16 protein-coding genes are annotated in these 20,275 nt (G+C 54.0%); 4 read left to right on the top strand and 12 right to left on the bottom strand.

Annotation, left to right across the window (positions count from 1 at the left end; translation table 11 throughout):
• Positions 1-56 precede the first annotated feature (56 nt).
• On the bottom strand, positions 57-1,568 hold the full coding sequence (gene glpK, locus KUE00_RS19060) for a glycerol kinase GlpK (RefSeq protein ID WP_246761567.1): 1,512 nt from the start codon (positions 1,566-1,568) through the stop codon (positions 57-59).
• Positions 1,569-1,599: 31 nt separating this feature from the next.
• The gene (locus KUE00_RS19055) at positions 1,600-2,445 is read right to left on the bottom strand and encodes an MIP/aquaporin family protein (protein ID WP_246761566.1); all 846 of its coding nucleotides are present in this window, start codon (positions 2,443-2,445) and stop codon (positions 1,600-1,602) included.
• A 429-nt stretch (positions 2,446-2,874) separates the two neighbouring features.
• Between KUE00_RS19055 and zapB the strand changes: the two genes are divergently transcribed.
• Entirely contained in the window at positions 2,875-3,114 is a 240-nt protein-coding gene (zapB, locus tag KUE00_RS19050) for a cell division protein ZapB (protein ID WP_246761565.1), read from the top strand.
• A 55-nt stretch (positions 3,115-3,169) separates the two neighbouring features.
• On the opposite strand, the gene rraA is transcribed toward zapB, so the two are convergent.
• The 7 genes from rraA to priA form a co-directional block, all read right to left on the bottom strand.
• Positions 3,170-3,655: a ribonuclease E activity regulator RraA gene (gene rraA, locus KUE00_RS19045; RefSeq protein ID WP_246761564.1), complete on the bottom strand. Its 486-nt coding sequence runs from the start codon at positions 3,653-3,655 to the stop codon at positions 3,170-3,172.
• Between the two features lie 105 nt (positions 3,656-3,760).
• On the bottom strand, positions 3,761-4,690 hold the full coding sequence (locus KUE00_RS19040; protein WP_246761563.1) for a 1,4-dihydroxy-2-naphthoate polyprenyltransferase: 930 nt from the start codon (positions 4,688-4,690) through the stop codon (positions 3,761-3,763).
• Positions 4,691-4,910: 220 nt separating this feature from the next.
• On the bottom strand, positions 4,911-6,242 hold the full coding sequence (hslU, locus tag KUE00_RS19035) for an ATP-dependent protease ATPase subunit HslU (protein WP_246761562.1): 1,332 nt from the start codon (positions 6,240-6,242) through the stop codon (positions 4,911-4,913).
• Positions 6,243-6,253: 11 nt separating this feature from the next.
• Positions 6,254-6,784, bottom strand: coding sequence for an ATP-dependent protease subunit HslV (hslV, locus tag KUE00_RS19030; protein WP_246761561.1), 531 nt, complete (start codon positions 6,782-6,784; stop codon positions 6,254-6,256).
• A gap of 90 nt (positions 6,785-6,874) precedes the next feature.
• Positions 6,875-7,879: a cell division protein FtsN gene (gene ftsN, locus KUE00_RS19025; RefSeq protein WP_246761560.1), complete on the bottom strand. Its 1,005-nt coding sequence runs from the start codon at positions 7,877-7,879 to the stop codon at positions 6,875-6,877.
• Positions 7,880-8,042: 163 nt separating this feature from the next.
• Positions 8,043-9,080 (bottom strand): DNA-binding transcriptional regulator CytR, encoded by a 1,038-nt coding sequence (cytR, locus tag KUE00_RS19020; protein WP_281434681.1) that lies wholly within the window; start codon positions 9,078-9,080, stop codon positions 8,043-8,045.
• Between the two features lie 198 nt (positions 9,081-9,278).
• Positions 9,279-11,474, bottom strand: a complete 2,196-nt coding sequence (gene priA, locus KUE00_RS19015) for a primosomal protein N' (protein WP_246761559.1) — start codon at positions 11,472-11,474, stop codon at positions 9,279-9,281.
• Between the two features lie 215 nt (positions 11,475-11,689).
• On the opposite strand from priA, the gene rpmE reads away from it, so the two are divergent.
• A complete protein-coding gene (gene rpmE, locus KUE00_RS19010; RefSeq protein ID WP_024966154.1) occupies positions 11,690-11,902 on the top strand; it encodes a 50S ribosomal protein L31 in 213 nt (70 codons plus the stop codon).
• Between the two features lie 260 nt (positions 11,903-12,162).
• Here rpmE and KUE00_RS19005 read toward each other — a convergent pair whose 3' ends face one another.
• The 3 genes from KUE00_RS19005 to metJ all read right to left on the bottom strand — a co-directional run bounded on the left by KUE00_RS19005 (position 12,163) and on the right by metJ (position 16,214).
• Entirely contained in the window at positions 12,163-13,830 is a 1,668-nt protein-coding gene (locus KUE00_RS19005; protein ID WP_246761558.1) for a filamentous hemagglutinin N-terminal domain-containing protein, read from the bottom strand.
• Positions 13,831-13,897: 67 nt separating this feature from the next.
• A complete protein-coding gene (locus tag KUE00_RS19000) occupies positions 13,898-15,619 on the bottom strand; it encodes a ShlB/FhaC/HecB family hemolysin secretion/activation protein (RefSeq protein WP_246761557.1) in 1,722 nt (573 codons plus the stop codon).
• A gap of 277 nt (positions 15,620-15,896) precedes the next feature.
• On the bottom strand, positions 15,897-16,214 hold the full coding sequence (metJ, locus tag KUE00_RS18995; RefSeq protein ID WP_013200201.1) for a met regulon transcriptional regulator MetJ: 318 nt from the start codon (positions 16,212-16,214) through the stop codon (positions 15,897-15,899).
• A 244-nt stretch (positions 16,215-16,458) separates the two neighbouring features.
• On the opposite strand from metJ, the gene metB reads away from it, so the two are divergent.
• Positions 16,459-17,619: a cystathionine gamma-synthase gene (gene metB / locus KUE00_RS18990; protein ID WP_246761556.1), complete on the top strand. Its 1,161-nt coding sequence runs from the start codon at positions 16,459-16,461 to the stop codon at positions 17,617-17,619.
• Between the two features lie 2 nt (positions 17,620-17,621).
• A complete protein-coding gene (locus KUE00_RS18985) occupies positions 17,622-20,051 on the top strand; it encodes a bifunctional aspartate kinase/homoserine dehydrogenase II (RefSeq protein WP_246761555.1) in 2,430 nt (809 codons plus the stop codon).
• The last annotated feature ends 224 nt before the right edge of the window (positions 20,052-20,275 follow it).

Raw genomic sequence — 20,275 nt, 5'->3', positions numbered from 1 at the left:
TCTATCATGGCGGGCAGAAAAAGTGCCCGCGATTGAGGCGATCGCGGGCGAGGGGATTACTCTTCGTGATCTTCCCATGCCTGGGCGCGGGCAACGGCTTTCTTCCAGCCTGCATAACGGTAGTTACGCTCGGAGGTTTCGATGCCCGGACGGAATTCGCGTTCAATAACCGCTTTGGCACGAACTTCATCCAGATCTTTCCAGAAGCCCACGGCCAGGCCAGCCAGATAGGCGGAACCCAGTGCGGTCACTTCCAGCACTTCCGGTCGCTCTACGCGCGCGCCCAGAATGTCAGACTGGAACTGCATCAGGAAGTTGTTGGCCACCGCGCCGCCATCAACCCGCAGAGATTGCAGACGGGTATTGGCGTCGATTTGCATTGCTTCCAGCACGTCACGCGTCTGGAAAGCGATAGATTCCAGCGTAGCGCGAATAATGTGGTTGGCGTTGGCACCGCGCGTCAGGCCAAAAATGGCGCCGCGTGCATACGGGTCCCAGTAAGGCGCGCCCAGACCGGTAAAGGCTGGCACCATGTAAACGCCGTTGCTGTCTTTTACCTTGGTCGCGAAGTATTCGGAGTCGGTAGCATCGCCAATCAGCTTCATCTCATCGCGCAGCCACTGAATAGAAGCACCGCCGATAAACACCGCGCCTTCCAGCGCATAGTTTACTTCGCCACGCGGGCCGCAGGCGATGGTGGTCAGCAAACCGTTGGTTGAAGTAACCGCTTCTGTTCCCGTGTTCATCAGCATAAAGCAGCCGGTGCCGTAGGTGTTTTTCGCCATGCCGGGCTGCACGCACAGCTGGCCATACAGCGCAGCCTGCTGGTCACCGGCAATACCGGCGATAGGAATACGGGTACCGCCCTTACCGCCGATGTTGGTCTGGCCGTAAATTTCAGAGGAAGATTTCACTTCCGGCAGCATTTCGCGCGGGATGTCCAGGATATCCAGCATGCGCTGATCCCATTCCAGCTTGTGAATGTTGAACATCATGGTACGCGAGGCGTTGGTGTAATCGGTGATATGCACCCGTCCCTGCGTCATTTTCCATACCAGCCAGGAGTCAACCGTACCAAACAGCAGCTCGCCGCGTTTTGCACGGTCGCGCGCGCCGTCAACGTGGTCGAGGATCCATTTCACCTTGGTACCGGAGAAGTAGGGGTTAATCACCAGGCCAGTGGTGTGCTGGATATACTCTTCCAGCCCTTCTTTTTTCAGTTTTGCACAGTAGTCGGCGGTACGCGGATCCTGCCAGACGATGGCGTTGTAGATAGGTTTACCGGTCTCTTTATCCCAGACGATGGCGGTTTCACGCTGGTTGGTAATACCGATAGCGGCAATCTCATCCGAGCGAATATCGGCGTGCGCCAGCACTTCTACCAGCGTAGAGCTTTGCGATGCCCAGATATCCATCGGGTCATGTTCTACCCAGCCAGCCTTAGGATAGATTTGCTGGAATTCGCGCTGAGAAACCGCAACGATGTTGGAGTCGTGATCCAGAATGACGGCACGGGAACTGGTTGTGCCCTGATCCAGCGCGACAATATATTTTTTATCTGTAGTCATAAATCCTTCCTGATGTGTAAAGGGTTAGCACTTACGCTTTACGCTGCTCAGCACGCGCTATCGTCTTTTCCACCTTCTTTACCGCAACTGCACCAGGCAGGTTACGGGCGATCAGAGAGCGGTAGCCGAATGCACCAAAGCTGGCGCCAACAATCGGGCCAAAGATTGGCACGAGGAAATAAGGAATATCGCGGCCGCCAGTAAAGGCGACGTTACCCCATCCGGCCAGCCACGCAAACAGCTTGGGTCCGAAATCACGGGCAGGGTTCAGGGCGAAGCCGGTCAGCGGGCCCATTGCGCCGCCGATAATCGCGATCAGTAAGCCGATCAGCAGCGGAGCCATTGGTCCACGCGGCAGGCCGTTACCGTCATCGGTCAGCGCCATAATCAGGCCCATCATCACGGCGGTGATAACGGCTTCAACCAGAAACGCCTGGCCGACGCTGATGTGCGGGTTAGGGTAGGTAGAGAAGATGCCCGCCAGCTCCAGGCTGTCTACGCTACCACGCACCATATGATGCGCTTGCTCGTAGTCGAGGAACAGATTGTAATAGAGCGCATAAACCAGCGCGGCAGAACAGAACGCCCCGGCAATCTGCGCCAGAATATAGGGCACGACCTTGCGGCCTTCAAAATTAGCGAACAGGCAAAGCGCCAGGGTAACTGCCGGATTCAGATGCGCGCCGGAAACGGCCGCGCTCAGGTAGACCGCCATGGCGACAGCGATCCCCCAGATGATACTGATTTCCCACAGGCCCAGCACCGCACCTGCCAGCTTCGCCGCCGCCACACAGCCGGCACCGAAGAAAATAATCGTGCCGACACCAAGAAATTCGGCGATGCATTGCCCTTTAAGGCTGCTTGTTGATTGGCTCATGATGTTGTTTCCTGAAGGCGAGGTTAAATGGTGTAGAGCGTTTTTTTCTCATTCCCTGAGTCGCCCCAATCTTATGTGGGGTTGTTGTGAATTTATCGTTAACGAGCATAAACGAGAAATAGCGAAATCAAAAGTTGTGTGCTGCTTCAAAAAAATGAGCGTTTTCGCGTCTTTTTTGCCGTTTTATTTCCCGGCTTCGCCTTCCGATTGCTTATTCTTATCGCCATTTATTAACAACAGGCTCACATTTTCCGGCCAGGAATGTTAAAAACACCAGGCCGAGACTGAAAAACGGTTCTTGTGATGCCGTAGCGGGTTCGTTGCTGGACTTGACGAGCTGCTCTACTTACAATCGGAGCATCGTTGTTTTCCGCAGCAGTCGCTGCGTCAGCAACATCAACGCCTTGCGATTAGGAGAGGTCATTTACGATGTCATTTGAAGTGTTTGAGAAACTGGAATCTAAAGTACAGCAGGCGATTGATACTATCACCCTGCTGCAGATGGAAATCGAAGAGCTGAAAGAGCAGAACGCTAACCTGAATAATCAGGTGCAACAGGCTGCGGGCAACAGCGAATCACTGGTGCGTGAAAACCAGCACCTGAAAGAGGAGCAGCATGTCTGGCAGGAGCGTCTGCGTGCGCTGTTGGGAAAAATGGAAGAAGTCTGAGTCAGATTGACAGCAGGCGGTAAAAGAGACGGGTGCCTACCAGCACCCGTTTTTGCTATTCGATATCCAGCGGATCTTCAGAAAGGATGATGCCTGTGTTATCGGCGTAGAGATGGTCGCCCGAGAAGAAGGTAACGCCGCCAAAATTGACGCGCACATCGCTTTCGCCCGTGCCTTCACCAGCAGCACCAACCGGAATCGCCGCAATAGCCTGAATGCCGATATCCAGCTCCTCCAGATCGTCCACCTGACGCACGGAGCCGTAGACCACCAGGCCTTCCCACTCGTTTTGTAAGGCGATTCTGGCCAGGGCCGCATCAACCAGCGCACGCCGTACGGAACCGCCGCCGTCTACCAGCAGCACGCGTCCGCGTCCGTTTTCTTCCAGCAGATCATACAGAAGCCCATTATCTTCGAAACATTTCACCGTGGTGATCTGTCCGCCAAACGAGGTACGGCCACCAAAGTTTGAGAAGAGCGGTTCAACCACGTTTACATCTTCATGATAGATGTCGCAGAGTTCGGAAGTATCGTATTTCATAAGGGTTCATCTGTTTGCCACAGGGATGTTGAGTATATCGCTTTCTGGCGGTTGTTGGCAAAATCATCAGTTGCTAAAAGTTGCGGTGGGTCAAGCACATCATGATTAACCCACGATCAGACCAACCGCGAAAAGCAGGTTTATCAGCAGCGCCGCCTTGACCGTTTTTTCCAGCATTGGCCGCATCGCCACGGCGGAAAGATGCCTGATGGCAAAGCGGGCCTGACCAAACAGCAGGGGAACGCCAAGCATAAACAGCCAGCCCGTTGCGCTCAGCAAGGCCAGCCGGGCAAAAAGCGCAAAGCACAGTAGCGCGCTGGCGAGCAGCATTGCGTGGTAGTAACGGGCGTTATGTGCGCCAAGCCGTACCGCCACCGTAAACTTGCCGTTTTGCCGGTCGCTATCGATATCGCGCATGTTGTTAACGTTCAGGACCGCAACAGCCAGCAAGCCGCAGCCAGTTGCCGGCAGGAAAAACAGCATATGCAGGCTGTGCGTCTGCAGGTAACAGCTGCCCAGCACGCCCAGCCAGCCAAAAAAGAGCAGCACGGAAAGATCGCCCAGGCCCAGATAACCGTAGGGTTTCCTGCCCACCGTATAGGCAATAGCGGCCACGATGGCCAGTGCGCCAAGCGCCAGAAAACCCAGCATATCGCTGACGCTGTCGCACGAACGCACTACCAGCGCCACGCCCGCCACCAGCGTCAGCGCTACGGTAATACCCAGCGCAAAACGCATCTGTCCTTTGTCAATCAAGCCTTTCTGCATACCGCGTAAAGGCCCTATGCGGGCGGGCGTATCGCTGCCTTTGACCGCATCACCGTAATCGTTGGCCAGGTTAGAGAGAATTTGCAGCAGCGCCGTGGTCAACAGCGCCAGCAGCGCAATCATCAGATCGAAATGGCCCTGCCACCAGGCCAGCGCTGAACCGGTTATCACCGATGCGCAGGCCAGCGGAAGCGTGCGCAGGCGCAGGCTTTCCAGCCAGGCGCGCAAGGAAGAAAATGCCGGTAGTACAGAGAGGTTGTCGGTCATCAGGCTACAGCCTTTGCTTAAACAAGAGGAAAACGGCAGAGAGCGGCCAGTTTACCGGGCGCGGGTTGCGCAAGAGTTAATCCATATCAAGGATGTTAAGGACAGGAGGATTTATGTCGCGGAATGGCGTCAGTAAAAGCGGAAAATAGCGGGGTAGAAAAAAGAAAACCCCAACACGAATTGGGGTTTTCAGCGTTTTGTTTAAGCGCCGTGCTAAGAATTACAGAATGAAGCGGCTGAGATCTTCATCTGCTACCAGCTCGTCCAGATGCTTACCAACGTAATCGGCATCGATAGTGATCGATTCGCCGTTAAGATCGCTGGCGTCATAGGAGATATCTTCCATCAGACGCTCCAGCACGGTATGCAGGCGGCGCGCGCCGATGTTTTCAGCCGTTTCGTTAACCTGCCAGGCGGCAGCGGCGATGCGGCTGATGCCATCTTCCGTAAAGTTAATGTCCACGCCTTCGGTTTTCATCAGGGCTTTATACTGGACGGTAACGGAAGCGCTTGGTTCGGTCAGAATGCGCTCGAAATCGTGCGTGGTCAGCGCTTGCAGCTCAACGCGGATAGGCAGACGTCCCTGCAGTTCCGGGATCAGATCTGACGGGCTGGCAACCTGGAACGCGCCGGAAGCGATAAACAGGATATGGTCAGTTTTAACCATACCGTGCTTGGTCGAAACGGTGCAGCCTTCCACCAGCGGCAGCAGGTCGCGCTGTACGCCTTCGCGGGAAACGTCCGGGCCGGAGCTTTCGCCGCGCTTACAGACTTTATCAATCTCATCGATAAAGACGATGCCGTGCTGCTCAACCGCATCGATCGCTTCCTGCTTCAGCTCTTCCGGATTAACCAGCTTGGCGGCTTCTTCTTCCACCAGCAGCTTCATCGCTTCTTTGATTGGCAGCTTGCGCGGTTTTTGCTTCTGTCCGCCGATGTTCTGGAACATCGACTGCAGCTGGCTGGTCATCTCTTCCATGCCCGGAGGCGCCATGATCTCGACGCCCATTGACGAAGCGGCCAGGTCGATTTCAATCTCTTTGTCGTCCAGCTGGCCTTCACGCAGTTTTTTGCGGAAAGACTGGCGTGCCGCAGACGGCTCGGCTGGCGCTTCCGCCTGTCCCCAGTTGTTTTTGGCTGGTGGGATCAGGACGTCAAGGATGCGCTCTTCCGCCATCTCTTCGGCGCGGTAGCGATTCTTTTCGATTGCCTGTGAACGCACCATCTTGATGGCGGAATCGGTCAGATCGCGAATAATTGAATCGACTTCTTTACCTACATAGCCCACTTCGGTGAACTTGGTCGCTTCAACCTTGATAAAAGGCGCGTTGGCCAGTTTCGCCAGGCGACGGGCAATTTCTGTTTTACCGACGCCGGTTGGGCCGATCATCAGAATGTTTTTTGGCGTAACTTCGTGACGCAGCTCTTCGTCAAGCTGCATACGGCGCCAGCGGTTACGCAGGGCAATGGCAACAGCGCGCTTGGCGCCATCCTGGCCAATAATAAATCTGTCCAGTTCGCTGACGATTTCGCGCGGGGTCATTTCAGACATAATCAGGGTCCTTACGCTTTAGACGATAATTCTTCGATGGTGAGATTGTGGTTGGTATAGATGCAGATATCGCCTGCAATACCCAGCGCTTTTTCTACGATGTCGCGCGCACCAATCTCGGTGTTTTCCAGCAGCGCACGGGCGGCTGCCTGCGCGTAAGGGCCGCCAGAACCAATAGCGATCAGGTCATTTTCCGGCTGAATAACGTCGCCGTTACCGGTAATAATTAGCGAGGCGTTTTCGTCAGCCACGGCTAACAGCGCTTCCAGCTTGCGCAGCATGCGATCGGTACGCCAGTCTTTTGCCAGTTCAACGGCCGCTTTCACCAGATGACCCTGGTGCATCTCCAGCTTGCGTTCAAACAGCTCAAACAGCGTAAAGGCATCTGCGGTTCCACCGGCAAAACCGGCAATGACTTTGTCATTATAAAGACGACGCACTTTTTTGACGTTGCCTTTCATTACGGTGTTGCCGAGAGTAGCCTGGCCATCACCGCCAATTACTACCTGGCCGTTGCGTCGTACACTTACAATTGTTGTCACGGGCAGACCCCTTGTTGCAGTCGAAAGATCTCCCCGCAGGCGCGCTGCGGGGCAATGATGCATTCAGATATGGGGGGAAACTGAAAGGTTTCAACCCCCGAGGGAGACAGGAATACAATTTGAATGGCCGTTGCCGCGCAGACGCTTCAGCGTGCTGTCGGCGCTGGCCCGGTTGTTGTACGGACCAACGATAACGCGGTTCCAGCCGCCGCCGGTGGTGATTTTGCTTTCAAAGCCTTCAAACGCCAGCGAGGCGCGCACGGACTCGGCCTGGTCGGTACCTTTGAACGAGCCACACTGCACCATCCAGCGCTGTGACTTCTCTTTTTCTACCGGTTTCTCGGCTTTTGGCTGCTGGTGCGCGACGGTCGGCTGCTGGGTATGCTGTGGCAACATATGCTGCTGCTGCACCTGCTGCTGACGTTGTACCTGCTGTTGCTGCATCTGCTGCTGGCGTTGCGCCTGCTGTTGCTGCATCTGCTGCTGACGTTGCACCTGCTGTTGCTGTATCTGCTGCTGGCGTTGTACCTGCTGTTGCTGCACGGGCTGCGTCTGGATTTGCGGCTGCTGATACTGCGACTGAGCCTGGCGCGACTGCTGCTGTAGCTGCGTTTGCTGCTGCTGGCGCTGAAGCGTTTGCTGACGCTGTGCAGGCGTTTGCTCGTTCCACGGCACCTCGTTCAGCTGCGTAGGCTGCTGGCGCATATCGGCCTGCATCTGCTCCAGTAGCTGGCGCTGTTCATCAGTCAGCTGGGTGGGGGAATGCACTTCGCCGCCTGCGGAAGGTTCGACAGGCGTGGGAACGGTGATCTGGCGGTTTTCCAGCTCTTTAATATAGCGCCAGCGCTCTTCAGGCTTTGGCGGCAGGCCGTTACCGGCTGCTTTATGATCCGGAATAACGGGCGTTTCTTCCTCTTTTTTATGATGGGCAATAAACCATAGCCCACCGACAAACGTCACCAGTACCGCAACGGCAAGACCTACCATTATCTTTGATACACCCGAGCCGCCGCCACGTTTCTTGCTGCGGCCGTTGCTCTTTTTGCGACGCGTCCCTGTCGAACGCCCGCGGCCTACGTAATCTTTTTGTGCCACTATCGTTCCGCTAATAATCAATGAAAGATGAGGTCGGGCCTGCGCGCTCGTGCCCGGCTGTCAGCCCGCCATGTTACTCAAGGGCCGGAAGTTTGACCAGCAGGGATACTATTAAGAATCTGCTGAATCTCCACTTTCTTGTCCTGGCAGAGGGTTTCAGGATTCAGATACGTTCATGCAGCGATGGCGCAGTGCTGCCGCGGATCTTGATCTCAAAGTCCAGCAGCCGCGAACCGCCGTTGACCGTGCGGCCCTGAAGCTGCTCCAGCAGTAAATTCATCGCTTCCCGACCAATATTGAATCTCGGCTGAGCAATGGTGGTCAGCTGAGGATCGCTATAGCGCGACAGTTCAATATCATCAAAGCCGATTAAAGAAAGGTCTTTCGGGATATTCATGCCCATGATTTTGGCCTGGGCCATCGCGCCCAGCGCCATGATATCGCTGTGGCAGAACAGGGCTTCCGGCGGTTCCGGCAGCGCCATCAGCTGTTTTAAAGCCTGACTGCCTGCATCAAAAGTAAAGTCGCCGCGCACAATATAGCGCGGATCCAGCGCAATGCCGTTGCGCCGCAGCGCCTGAATGTAACCCTGTAAGCGGTACTGGCACAGCGGCATATCCTGCGGGCCTGCAATACAGGCAATGCGGCTGTGACCCAGCTTCAGCAGATGGCTTACCGCCTCAAAGGCCGCCGTCAGGTTGTCGATGTGTACGGTTGGCAGCTCCAGCTCGGGCGCGAACTCATTTGCCATCACCATCGGCGGCAGGTTGCGTTGTTCTTCCAGCCCGGTGTCAAAAGGCACCTGCGAACCCAGCAGTACCATGCCGTCGATCTGGCGAGTCATGACCAGGTTAAGAAAAGCGTTTTCCTGACGATTCTGGTGCGCGCAGTCGCCAATCAGCACCAGATAATCGTTTTCGGCCGCAACGTGCTCGACGCCACGAATAATTTCACTGAAAAAAGGATCGCAGATGTCCGGTACGATCACCAGGATCGTACGGGATTCGCTACGTTTAGCGTTGCGGGTGATGACGTGAGGAGAGTAGCCAACGGCAACCACGGCCGCTTCAACTTTTTGACGCGTGGCGACAGAAACCTTTTCCGGATTCGCCAGGGCGCGGGAAACCGTCGCCGTCGACACGCCCGCTTTTTCCGCCACGTCTTTCATGGTCGCGCCCATGGCTTCAGGCTTTTGCTCCAACGCTGTTCTCCTCGTCCCGCTCTGCTGAGTGTCCGGATCTCGCCGGAATAAAGGGAATTCTGTCAGCGTTATGGCCGACCAGTACCGCACAATTAACCAATACTAATCAAAGGCGTTACTTAATTTGCATAAAAATTGTGACTTGTGCGACTTTTTTCGATCCATCTCGCAACATGAAAGCGAAAAAAGCAAAATTATTTAGCCTTCGGTGGGATCGACATCCAGCGTCCATTTGACTTTGCGTGACTGCGGAAGCGTGCCGATCAGCGGCAGCGTGGCCTTAATCAGCCTCTGTAACAGCGCCCGCGAAGGATGCTGTAACAGTAACTGCCAGCGATAGCGTCCACCGCGTTTTGGCTGCAGCGCCGGAACAGGTCCCATTACCCAGAAGGCTTCGTCCCTGAGCGGGCTGGCTTCCAGCAGATTGCGCAGCTGCTGCAAAAAGAGCGCCGACTGCTGGTTGTCATGGTCTTCGGAGCGGAACAGCGCATGACTGGTGAAGGGCGGGAGAAACACGGTTTTACGCTCGCTCAATGCCTGCTGAGCAAAAGCGTCGTAGCCCTGATGCAGCAGTGTTTGCAGTAGCGGATGTTCAGGATGATGCGTTTGCAGCATGACTTCCCCCTGTTTTCCGGCACGACCAGCGCGTCCGGCAACCTGGGTATACAGCTGGGCGAAACGTTCGGCGGAGCGGAAATCAGCGGAAAACAGCGCACCATCCACGTCCAGCAGTGAAACCAGCGTAACGTCGGGAAAGTGGTGGCCTTTGGCCAGCATTTGCGTTCCCACCAGAATTCTTGCGCCGCCGCGATGCACGTCAGCCAGATGCTGCTCAAGCGCGCCTTTACGGCTGGTGGTATCGCGATCGATTCTGGAAAGCGGCACGTCGGGAAACAGCTCGCCCAGGTTTTGCTCCAGCTGCTCCGTGCCCAGGCCAACCGGCACCAGATGCGTGGAACCGCACTGGGGACATTGATAAGGCACAGGGCGCTGGCTGTCGCAGTGATGGCAGCGCAGCTGGCGATGATGCTGATGCAGCGTGTAGTAGCGGTCGCAGCGCTGGCATTCGGCAATCCAGCCGCATTCATGGCAGAGCATCGCTGGCGAAAAGCCACGGCGATTCAAAAACAGCAGCACCTGATTGTCCGCTTTCAGATGTTCACTGATTTTTTTTATCAGCATCGGTGAAAGGCCGCCCTGAAGCTTAACGCCTTTCAGATCGATCAGCTGCTGCGTAGCCTGACGGGCGTTACCGGCCCGCTTGTTCAGGTTGAGCTGACGATATTTGCCCATCTGCACATTGTGCAGCGTTTCCAGCGCTGGCGTGGCGGTTCCCATAACAATCGGAATATCTTCCTGGCGCGCGCGGAAAACGGCTAAATCACGCGCCTGATAACGCCAGCCTTCGTGCTGTTTATAGGAGCTGTCGTGCTCTTCATCAATGATGATAACGCCCAGATCGGCAAAGGGGGTAAACAGGGCGGAACGTGTGCCGATAATGATGGCCGTTTCACCCTGACGCGCTCGCAGCCAGACTGCCAGACGCTCGCTGTCGTTTAGCGCAGAGTGTAAAACGTCGACGGGCGCGTTAAAACGCTCGCGGAAACGGGCGATAGTTTGCGGTGTTAAGCCGATTTCCGGTACCAGCACCAGCGCCTGCTTGCCGCTGGCAAGCACGTTTTCCAGCACGCTGAGGTAAACCTCGGTTTTGCCGGAACCGGTGATGCCCGCCAGCAGCCAGGCCGCGAAATGGTCATCTTCGGCACGAATAGCACCCACCGCCGTCGCCTGCTCGGTATTCAGCTTTAGCCGCTCGCCTTTGACGGCATAATCCGTGCGCCAGTCCTGCGGCGCACGCTGCTGCGTCTGTAGATCGCACAGGCCTTTGGCGCGCAGAGCCTGTAACGTGGCGTCGGTAATATCGTGCTGGCCAATTTCGTGCCGATAAAGATTGCGCTGGCGTAGCGCAGCCAGCGCCTGCTGCTGTTTTGGCGCGCGCTTCAGGCTTTCCGGGGCCGCTTCACGTCCCGCTTCGGTAATAAACCATTGCCAGAGCGGCGCCTCCTGCGCGGGTTTACCCTGGCGCAGCAATACGGGCATGGCATGGAACAGCACTTCGCCTAACGGGTAATGATAATAATCGGCGGCCCACAGCAGGATACGCCACAGCGAGGGCGGATAAATCGATTCGTTGTCCAGTACCTCATGTACGGCTTTCAGCTGCTCAACAGGAAAGTCGCTGGTATCGGTAATACCGGTCACTACGCCAATCGCCTTACGCTTGCCAAAAGGCACGCTGACGCGCGCGCCTGCTACCACAGTAAGATGCGCGGGCAGCAAATAGTCAAAGTTGCGGGCAAGCGGAACGGGCAAAGCGACCTGAACAACGGGCATGAGTTTATCCGGATGAAATTGTGAGCGAGATAGTGTACACTGTGTCTTCCTGAATGTGCGGATTCGATTGCAGCGAGCGGTTATTTTCTGTATAGTTCGCCGCCGTTGATACGGCATTTTGGTATCAAAACACCTGAACTATTAATCTTCGTGTGGTGCCGGCGCAGGCTAATCCTGGCGCGGGAGAGCGACACGGCCTTAACTGAGGTTTTCCCATGAAAAAAGGTATTCACCCAAATTACGCTGAAGTTACTGCTAAATGTTCTTGCGGTAACGAAATCAAAACCCGCTCAACCGTGGGTCACGACCTGAACCTGGACGTGTGCGGCAAATGCCACCCGTTCTACACCGGTAAGCAGCGTGATGTTGCAAGCGGTGGTCGTGTTGACCGCTTCAACAAGCGTTTCAGCATCCCAGGCAGCAAATAAGTCGCCTGCAAGAAACGTTTATCGTTTCGGATGCCGCAAACCTGGCTTCGGCCAGGTTGAAAGCGCAGACAAGCCCCGCTTCGGCGGGGCTTTGTTTTATGCCTCTGACCCGTTTATCCTTCCTTTTACTTTTCCGCCATCCGGAAAGCGTAACCTCTTTGTTTTTTATCTCATTGCTTACCAACAGACAAAAGCCGGAGCGCGCTCAAAAAAAAGAGCCGACGTTCGCCAGCTCTTTGTATTAAGACCTCACCGTCTCATTATTCGTTGTCTGTAACAGACTTCTGGGCTTCAGTGCTGCTGGCCGGTACATTCATCTCAAAAGTTGGCGTGTAGATGTTCCCACCCAGCTCGTTAACTTTGTTCATAGCGGCGGCATTAACAATAATTTTGTCAGCAGTAAGCGTGCCTCTGTTGCAAAACCATAAGCACCTTTCGTTACTGATTTTGCCATCGCTCTTAAGAGTCATCTCGCCACTTTGCAGCGTCCCTGTATTTTCAATGCCGCTGTTCCCGGTAACATTCAGGTGGTCAGTAGCCTGCATAACGCCCGTGTTTTTAACCAAGCTGGCATAGACAGTTAAATCTTTGCTGTCGACAGTGGCAGCATTTGTCACCGATGCGGCAGTAAGATAGGCGGTTCCTCCGGCTGTTAACACGCCTGAGTTCAGCGCAATCTCTTTAGTTGCCGCTAAAGAAACATTATTTTTCGCATTCAGAGTGCCGCTGTTAATTACACGGACATTATCGGAAACGATCACGGTAGCGTCGTCGATAGTATTAAAGCCGGTTTGAGCAAGGACATTCCCTTGCGAATCGATTTCGCCTTTATTTTCAACATCGCCTTTATAGGAAACTAGCTGTAGCATTTTGCCGGTGCTGATCTTACCGGTCTTCTCATTGCTAATTTTGTTAAGCGCTACGGCGCTTAACTGCTCATCTGCGGTCAGGGTTCCGTTATTAGTCAGTATGTTATTGGCCATCAGGCTGGCGTTTTTGACGCTAATCGCACCGTAATTGATCAGTGCGCCACCGGTATAAGCCTGCAGGCTGGTGCTGGTGATTGCGCCGTTGTTGGTCATATTGCCGGCAGATTGCAGACCAGCCGCGGTAGCGGTGATGGTTCCACCATTAGTTAACGCGCCGTTAGACGAGATTTGCAGGTTATCGCCCAGCAAAATGCCGCTATTATTTACTCCGGAACCGACGTCGGTGGTTTGCAGTCGGATAACGTCTGCCGTTACCCCTCCAAGTGCGCTGACGTCAACGCCCGTGTTCCACAAAGTGGTCTTACTGGAGGTTGCCACGCTGCTTGCGCTGTCGTAGCTATAAACACCGGCAATAGCCTTCAGCTCGCCCGTGGAGATTTTCCCCTGAATACGAATGTTTCTTGCCAGAATATCAGTGTAGCCCTCATTGGCCAGGCCTTGACCATTTACCGTAACGTTTCCGTTGGCGACGTTAAAACCCGTCAGTGCGCCATTGGTAAAAGTTGGCGTGCCGGTGGTGAGCGTAGCGCGCCCGGTATTAATAAAGCTACAGCCAGAACAGGTGATGCCGTTCGGGTTAGCAATGATCACATCAGCCTTTTGTCCGACTACGTCGATATAACCATTTAATGTACTGGCCCGGTCAGAAATAACTTCATTTAAAATTATTTTAGCTGCGTCAGTAAGATTATTGTTTTTAGGAATATTACCGTTGGGGCGAAGGGTATTTTCAGTACTGTTATTCAGCACCATACCGTTGTTGGTTACGTTAAACTCTTTCCACATGTTGTGAGAAAGTCCGTTTGCGTCAGCTTTATTAATATCAACTACGGAGAAACCGTTATGATGGGTATAGCTGCCCGGATCTGCCAACGCTGAATGAGTGAAAAGCGCTGCGGTAATCACCAGGGAAAGTACTTTAAATTTATGCTGTTTCATCTTTAGTCCTTTAATTTATGATGTTTATAGTGGGTGGTGATATCTTTTTTCTTTAGCTTATCCTCCTTTAATATTGCCATTGTAGCGAGAAGCCCAGCGTCAATGGGGCAGTATGAAAACCCTCTGGTTTTACCAAAGGAAGGCCAGCGAACAAATCGTAACTAACCTGTCGGTATTCGCCCCGTAGACCTGCCACGCTGCCTGCTATCGTCCTGCCGCCATAATATTTCTGTTTGCTTTTTTCCGTTACCTGGCCCATATCTATACCGATATAGGGTCGATAATTCCTTTCGGGAAATATCCAGTTAAAATCGTTGCGCCAGTACCATCCTTTATTTTCCTGCAGGCTGGATTCACCATCAAAGCCGCGCACCGTCCATCTGTTACCTAAAGAAAAACTGTCCAGTGAAGACAAACGGTCCGGAGTAAGCTGTAGAGCAAAATGCGGCGCATAGTTAAACCACTGCCCGGATAAATTGAAATTTACCGAGGCCTCCAGGTCTAATAAAAATAATCTTCCTGCACGGTCGATAAGATTCAGCTGCTGTTCAGGCGTATTGTTGCTACCAAACCAGGGCCTTTTCTTTTGAAAACTTACCGTTCCGATAACGACGCTATTGCCAAAAGAGCGCTGTTGCTGAAGCACGGCTTTCCAGCCCGCGCTTTTTTTACGCATGCTGGTTAACTCCAGACTGTTGAAGTAATAGCGCGATCCGTTATTAAAGATTTGCAGTCCCGCCGTGGTTTTTTGCCCCACCGTTCGGGACAGCACGCGGTTGAGCTGGGCACTGTACCAGGCATTATCATTGTTCAGCATCCAGTCGCTCCAGTTGCCGCGAACATGCTGCTGATAGCGGCTCTGGCTGGCGTACAAATCCAGCCACCAGTAGCCCCAGGGAAGCGTATAGCCAACTGACCGATTGCTGTTGCCCTGTACGGTATGTCCTTTGGCAAGATCGTGACCGTAAGAAAGATAAAAAGTATCACTCAGCGAGCTAAGATTATTAAGATAGAGCGCCGCGCCTGCCTGGTAACGTCCGGTCGCCTTAGCGCCAGCATCATTCGCCCATGCCCGAACCTGCCAGAATTTATCCTGTTCGCGATAAATATAAATGTCGCTTTCACCACTCTCTTTACCCGGCACCAGATTAATCTTCACGCTGGAGCCCGGCACGCGTTGTAAATTAAAACTCCCCTGTTCAAGGTCGCGCAGGGTGAGTATATCGCCGTGTTTTAAAGGGAGGGTGGTAGCTAAATTAATATGGTCAGCGCCGCTCTTATCCACGATGATATTGCCTACTTTTCCGGAAGTAATCTCAAACTTTAGCTCCCGGCTGTGCAGATCCTGATTCTGAATATTAATGCGGGTAGTGATATAGCCAAGGCGAATAATTTCATCCTGAAGCGTTTTTGCCAGCAGGCGGATACCCTGCACGCCAAGGCATTTTCCCTGTGCTTGTTGAGTGAAATAATAGATGTTGTTTAATTTAAGTTTGCTGCTGTCAATTTTTAAAGTGACTTTATCAATAAAATAGCAGTTTTTTTCTACAGGGAAATACAGTTTTTTTATTGTTGTTCCCTGAAGTTTTGAGCGGGCCTCCGGGGCCGCAGGCTGAAGGATTTTCTTACGCGATCTCTCCTGGCTTGCCGTGCTAACAGATGTTTCCTGGATATGTTGTTTTCCAGAAATATCGGGTAGTGCCGTTTCTGCATGGGTTGCTGTCAAAGTAAATAGTAAAATAAATAAAACAGGCGAAGTATAATGCCCGTTTTGAAATACTCTTTCCATGAGTTATTCCATATCTCTATTTTTTAAACGGACGAGACTCTACTTGAATATCATTACTGATGCAACAATGAAGATTATATTTCGCGCAGCATATAATTTGTTGGCTATCTTCCAGGATTTTTCTGGCACTAACTGATTTATTATCCGGGTGAATAATATTTATATCAGAAGGCAACCCGGAAAGAATAATAGAGATAAGCATGTTTCTGATGGGCAGGTTTGTCGGGGCCTGCCCATCAGTAAAAAGAGGAAAACCACAGCCATGCGGCGGAAGGAATTAATACTCCCAGGTGTCAGGATCGACGCCCATTTCGCGCATGATCGCTTTCGCCTCTTCCGGAATCTCATCGCTTCGCTCTTTGCGCAGATCGACATCATCTGGCAAAGGCTGGCCGGTGAAGGCGTGCAGGAACGCTTCGCACAGCAGTTCGCTGTTGGTAGCGTGACGCAAATTGTTAACCTGGCGACGGGTACGCTCGTCAGTCAGGATTTTCAGAACTTTTAACGGAATGGATACCGTGATTTTTTTAACCTGTTCGCTCTTTTTACCGTGCTCGGCGTAAGGGCTGATATATTCGCCGTTCCATTCAGCCATGGGGTACCTTAGTCATTATCAAAAATTGAAATATGCCAAAATTCGGCTAATTATGCCCGAAGTTCGCTTACATCACACTGTATTGCTCCCACTTTCTGTGGGTGCAAAAGCGTAATCTTAACGGTTATTGGCAGATTGCTCAATCTATACGCAAAGACATTTAGAAGTCCAGATGTATTGACGTCTATCTGTTCCCTGTTATGCTGTTGGCTCTTCTTTATTCTCCTGCAGGAATTTATGCACCATGACGCGCAAACAGGCAACCATCGCAGTACGCAGCGGTTTGAATGATGACGAACAGTATGGCTGCGTTGTCCCTCCTATTCATCTTTCCAGCACCTATAACTTTACCGATTTTAACGAGCCACGCGCGCACGACTATTCTCGTCGCGGCAACCCGACTCGTGACGTAGTGCAGCGTGCGCTGGCAGAGCTGGAAGGGGGGGCTGGCGCGGTGATGACCAACACCGGTATGTCGGCTATTCATCTGGTCTGTACGGTGTTTTTACAGCCTGGCGATTTGCTGGTCGCGCCGCATGACTGTTACGGCGGTAGCTATCGTCTGTTTGACAGCCTGAGCAAGCGCGGCGCGTATCGCGTAAAATTTGTCGATCAGGGTGACGAAGCGGCGCTGCATGCGGCGCTGGCCGAAAAACCGAAGCTGGTGCTGGTAGAAAGCCCAAGTAATCCGCTGCTGCGCGTGGTGGATATCGAAGCCATTTGTAAGGCGGCGGCGGCGGTCGGCGCGGTTAGCGTGGTCGATAACACCTTCCTGAGTCCGGCGCTGCAAAATCCGCTGGCGCTGGGTGCCGATCTGGTTATTCATTCCTGCACCAAGTATCTTAATGGCCACTCGGATGTGGTCGCTGGCGCGGTCATCGCCAAAGATCCTGAGCGAGTCAAAGAGCTGGCCTGGTGGGCCAATAATATCGGCGTAACCGGCGCGGCTTTCGATAGCTATCTGCTGCTGCGCGGTTTAAGAACGCTGGCACCGCGCATGGCGGCGGCACAGCGTAATGCGCTGGCGCTGGTAGACTACCTGAAGCAGCAGCCGCTGGTGAAAAAGCTGTATCATCCTTCCTTGCCGGAAAACGCAGGCCATCAGTTTGCGGTGCGCCAGCAAAAAGGTTTTGGTGCCATGCTCAGCTTTGAGCTGGACGGTGATGAGCAAACGCTGCGCCGTTTCCTGAAAGCGCTGGAGCTGTTTACCCTGGCGGAATCGCTGGGCGGCGTGGAAAGCCTGATTTCCCACACGGCGACCATGACCCATGCCGGCATGTCGGCAGAAGCCCGCGCGGCGGCTGGTATTTCGGAAACGCTGCTGCGTATTTCGACAGGAATTGAAGATCACGAAGATTTAATTGCCGATCTGGATAACGCGTTCCGGATAGCGGCTGAGAGGTAAGCATGAGTCAGTCAGCAGTGGCAGCAGGCGCGCGTCAGCTGCATAAATTCGGTGGTAGCAGCCTTGCCGACGCCAAATGTTATCTGCGGGTTGCGGGTATCATGGCGGAATACAGCCGTCCTGGCGACATGATGGTCGTTTCTGCGGCAGGCAGCACAACTAATCAGCTGATTAGCTGGCTGAAGCTGAGCCAGAGCGATCGGCTTGCTGCCCATCAGGTGCAGCAGGCGCTGCGTCGCTATCAAAGCGAACTGATTAGCAGCCTGCTGCCGCCGTCGAGTGCGGATGGGCTGATTAGCGAATTTATCCACGATCTGGAAAAGCTGGCCGCCCTGCTGGACGGCAATATGACCGAAGCCGTCTATGCGCAGGTCGTCGGACACGGTGAAATCTGGTCAGCACGCCTGATGGCCGCCGTGTTACAGCTGCAGGATATGGCGGCAAGCTGGCTGGACGCACGCGAATTTTTACGCGCTGAAAGATCGGCCCAGCCGCAGGTGGATGAAGGTAAATCCTGGCCGCTGCTGCAACAGCTGATGGCGCAGCATCCGGGCGAAAGGCTGGTAGTCACGGGCTTTATCTGCCGCAATGAGGCAGGCGAAACCGTTCTGCTGGGCCGTAACGGCAGCGACTATTCGGCAACGCAGATTGGCGCGCTGGCTGGCGTTTCCCGCGTGACTATCTGGAGCGATGTAGCTGGCGTCTATAGCGCCGATCCGCGCAAGGTAAAGGATGCCTGTCTGCTACCGCTGCTGCGTCTGGATGAAGCCAGCGAGCTGGCTCGCCTGGCCGCACCGGTGCTGCATACGCGCACGCTACAGCCTGTTTCCGGCAGCGACATTGATTTACAGCTGCGTTGCAGCTATCAGCCGGAGCAGGGTTCCACACGTATCGAGCGCGTGCTGGCTTCAGGAACGGGCGCGCGCATTGTTACCAGCCATGATGACGTCTGCCTGATTGAGTTCCAGGTGCCGCCGCAGCACGATTTTAAAGCGGCGCAAAAGGAAATCGATCGGTTGTTGCAGCGCGCCCAGCTTCGTCCGCTGGCAATCGGCGCGCATCCTGACCGCCATCTGCTCCAGCTTTGCTATACCTCGGAAATCGTTAACGGTGCACTGTCGCTGCTGCAGGACGCTGCGCTTCCCGGCCGTCTTCAGCTACGCGAAGGCATGGCGCTGGTGGCGCTGGTCGGCGCTGGCGTTTGCCGTAATCCACTGCACAGCCACCGTTTCTGGCAGCAGCTGAAAGACCAGCCGGTCGAGTTTATCTGGCAGTCGGAAGAGGGCATCAGCCTGGTAGCCGTGCTGCGCGTCGGCCCAACTGAACACCTTATTCGTGGACTGCACCAGTCGCTGTTCCGTGCGGAAAAGCAGGTTGGCCTGGTGCTGTTTGGCAAAGGCAATATCGGTTCCCGCTGGCTGGAGCTGTTTGCCCGCGAGCAGGAAACCTTGTCTGCACGCACCGGTTTTGAATATGTGCTGGCGGGGGTAGTCGACAGCCGCCGCAGCCTGCTTAGCTATGACGGGCTGAACGCCAGCCGCGTGCTCGCCTTCTTTGAAGACGAAGCCGTCGTAAGGGATGAAGAGTCGCTCTTCCTGTGGATGCGGGCACATCCGTTTGACGATCTGGTGGTGCTGGACGTCACGGCCAGCGAGCAGTTAGCCGAACAGTATCTTGATTTCGCCAGCCACGGTTTTCACGTTATTGGCGCAAACAAGGTTGCCGGCGCGTCAAGCAGCGACCGCTATCGCCAGATACGTGATGCCTTTGCCAAAACCGGGCGTCACTGGCTGTATAACGCCACGGTCGGCGCGGGTCTGCCGGTTAACCATACCGTGCGCGATTTGCGTGAAAGCGGCGACAGCATTCTGTCGATCAGCGGTATTTTTTCCGGCACGCTTTCCTGGCTATTTTTGCAGTATGACGGCACGGTTCCCTTTACCGATCTGGTGGAGCAGGCCTGGCAACAGGGACTGACCGAACCCGATCCGCGCGTCGATCTTTCTGGCCAGGACGTAATGCGCAAGCTGGTGATTCTGGCGCGTGAGGCAGGCTACGATATCGAGCCCGATCAGGTACGCATGGAGTCTCTGGTACCGAAAAGCTGTGAAAAAGAGAATATCGATCACTTTTTCGAAAACGGTGAAGCGCTGAATGAACAGATGCAGCAGCGTTTTGAGGCCGCTCAGGAAATGGGGCTGGTGCTGCGTTATGTGGCGCGTTTTGACGCTAACGGTAAGGCGCGAGTCGGGGTGGAAGCGGTCAGAAACGACCATCCGCTGGCTTCGTTACTGCCTTGCGATAATGTTTTTGCCATTGAAAGCCGCTGGTATCGCGATAATCCGCTGGTTATTCGTGGTCCGGGTGCAGGGCGTGACGTGACGGCGGGTGCTATCCAGTCCGATATTAACCGGCTGGCACAGCTGCTATAGCCGCTGGTAAAAACGCGTTATAACATAAAGTACGACAGAGGTTAGCCAGGCGCCACGGACGGCGCGGCTTTCGCTGTTTCTGAAATTATTGATGTACTGGCCTGAACAAGCTTCCCGCTCTTTCTTTCTCTCCTTCATTGATTTTTCTGACTTCTTTTTGCTGTATGAATTTTCTTCAGCTTTGTTGAAAATTTGTCACCTCTCTGCACTATTTATCTGTTGAC

Origin of the sequence: Erwinia phyllosphaerae, assembly GCF_019132875.1 — a bacterium.
Taxonomy (GTDB): domain Bacteria; phylum Pseudomonadota; class Gammaproteobacteria; order Enterobacterales; family Enterobacteriaceae; genus Erwinia; species Erwinia phyllosphaerae.
Note: the sequence above shows the minus strand (reverse complement) of the source record. Positions and strands in the feature narration are given on the sequence as shown.

Coding starts and splice junctions, on each gene's coding strand:
- glpK (WP_246761567.1), bottom strand. CDS start 1,568: ATGACTACAGATAAAAAATATATTGTCGCGCTGGATCAGGGCACAACC.
- KUE00_RS19055 (WP_246761566.1), bottom strand. CDS start 2,445: ATGAGCCAATCAACAAGCAGCCTTAAAGGGCAATGCATCGCCGAATTT.
- zapB (WP_246761565.1), top strand. CDS start 2,875: ATGTCATTTGAAGTGTTTGAGAAACTGGAATCTAAAGTACAGCAGGCG.
- rraA (WP_246761564.1), bottom strand. CDS start 3,655: ATGAAATACGATACTTCCGAACTCTGCGACATCTATCATGAAGATGTA.
- KUE00_RS19040 (WP_246761563.1), bottom strand. CDS start 4,690: ATGACCGACAACCTCTCTGTACTACCGGCATTTTCTTCCTTGCGCGCC.
- hslU (WP_246761562.1), bottom strand. CDS start 6,242: ATGTCTGAAATGACCCCGCGCGAAATCGTCAGCGAACTGGACAGATTT.
- priA (WP_246761559.1), bottom strand. CDS start 11,474: ATGCCCGTTGTTCAGGTCGCTTTGCCCGTTCCGCTTGCCCGCAACTTT.
- rpmE (WP_024966154.1), top strand. CDS start 11,690: ATGAAAAAAGGTATTCACCCAAATTACGCTGAAGTTACTGCTAAATGT.
- KUE00_RS19005 (WP_246761558.1), bottom strand. CDS start 13,830: ATGAAACAGCATAAATTTAAAGTACTTTCCCTGGTGATTACCGCAGCG.
- KUE00_RS19000 (WP_246761557.1), bottom strand. CDS start 15,619: ATGGAAAGAGTATTTCAAAACGGGCATTATACTTCGCCTGTTTTATTT.
- metJ (WP_013200201.1), bottom strand. CDS start 16,214: ATGGCTGAATGGAACGGCGAATATATCAGCCCTTACGCCGAGCACGGT.
- metB (WP_246761556.1), top strand. CDS start 16,459: ATGACGCGCAAACAGGCAACCATCGCAGTACGCAGCGGTTTGAATGAT.
- KUE00_RS18985 (WP_246761555.1), top strand. CDS start 17,622: ATGAGTCAGTCAGCAGTGGCAGCAGGCGCGCGTCAGCTGCATAAATTC.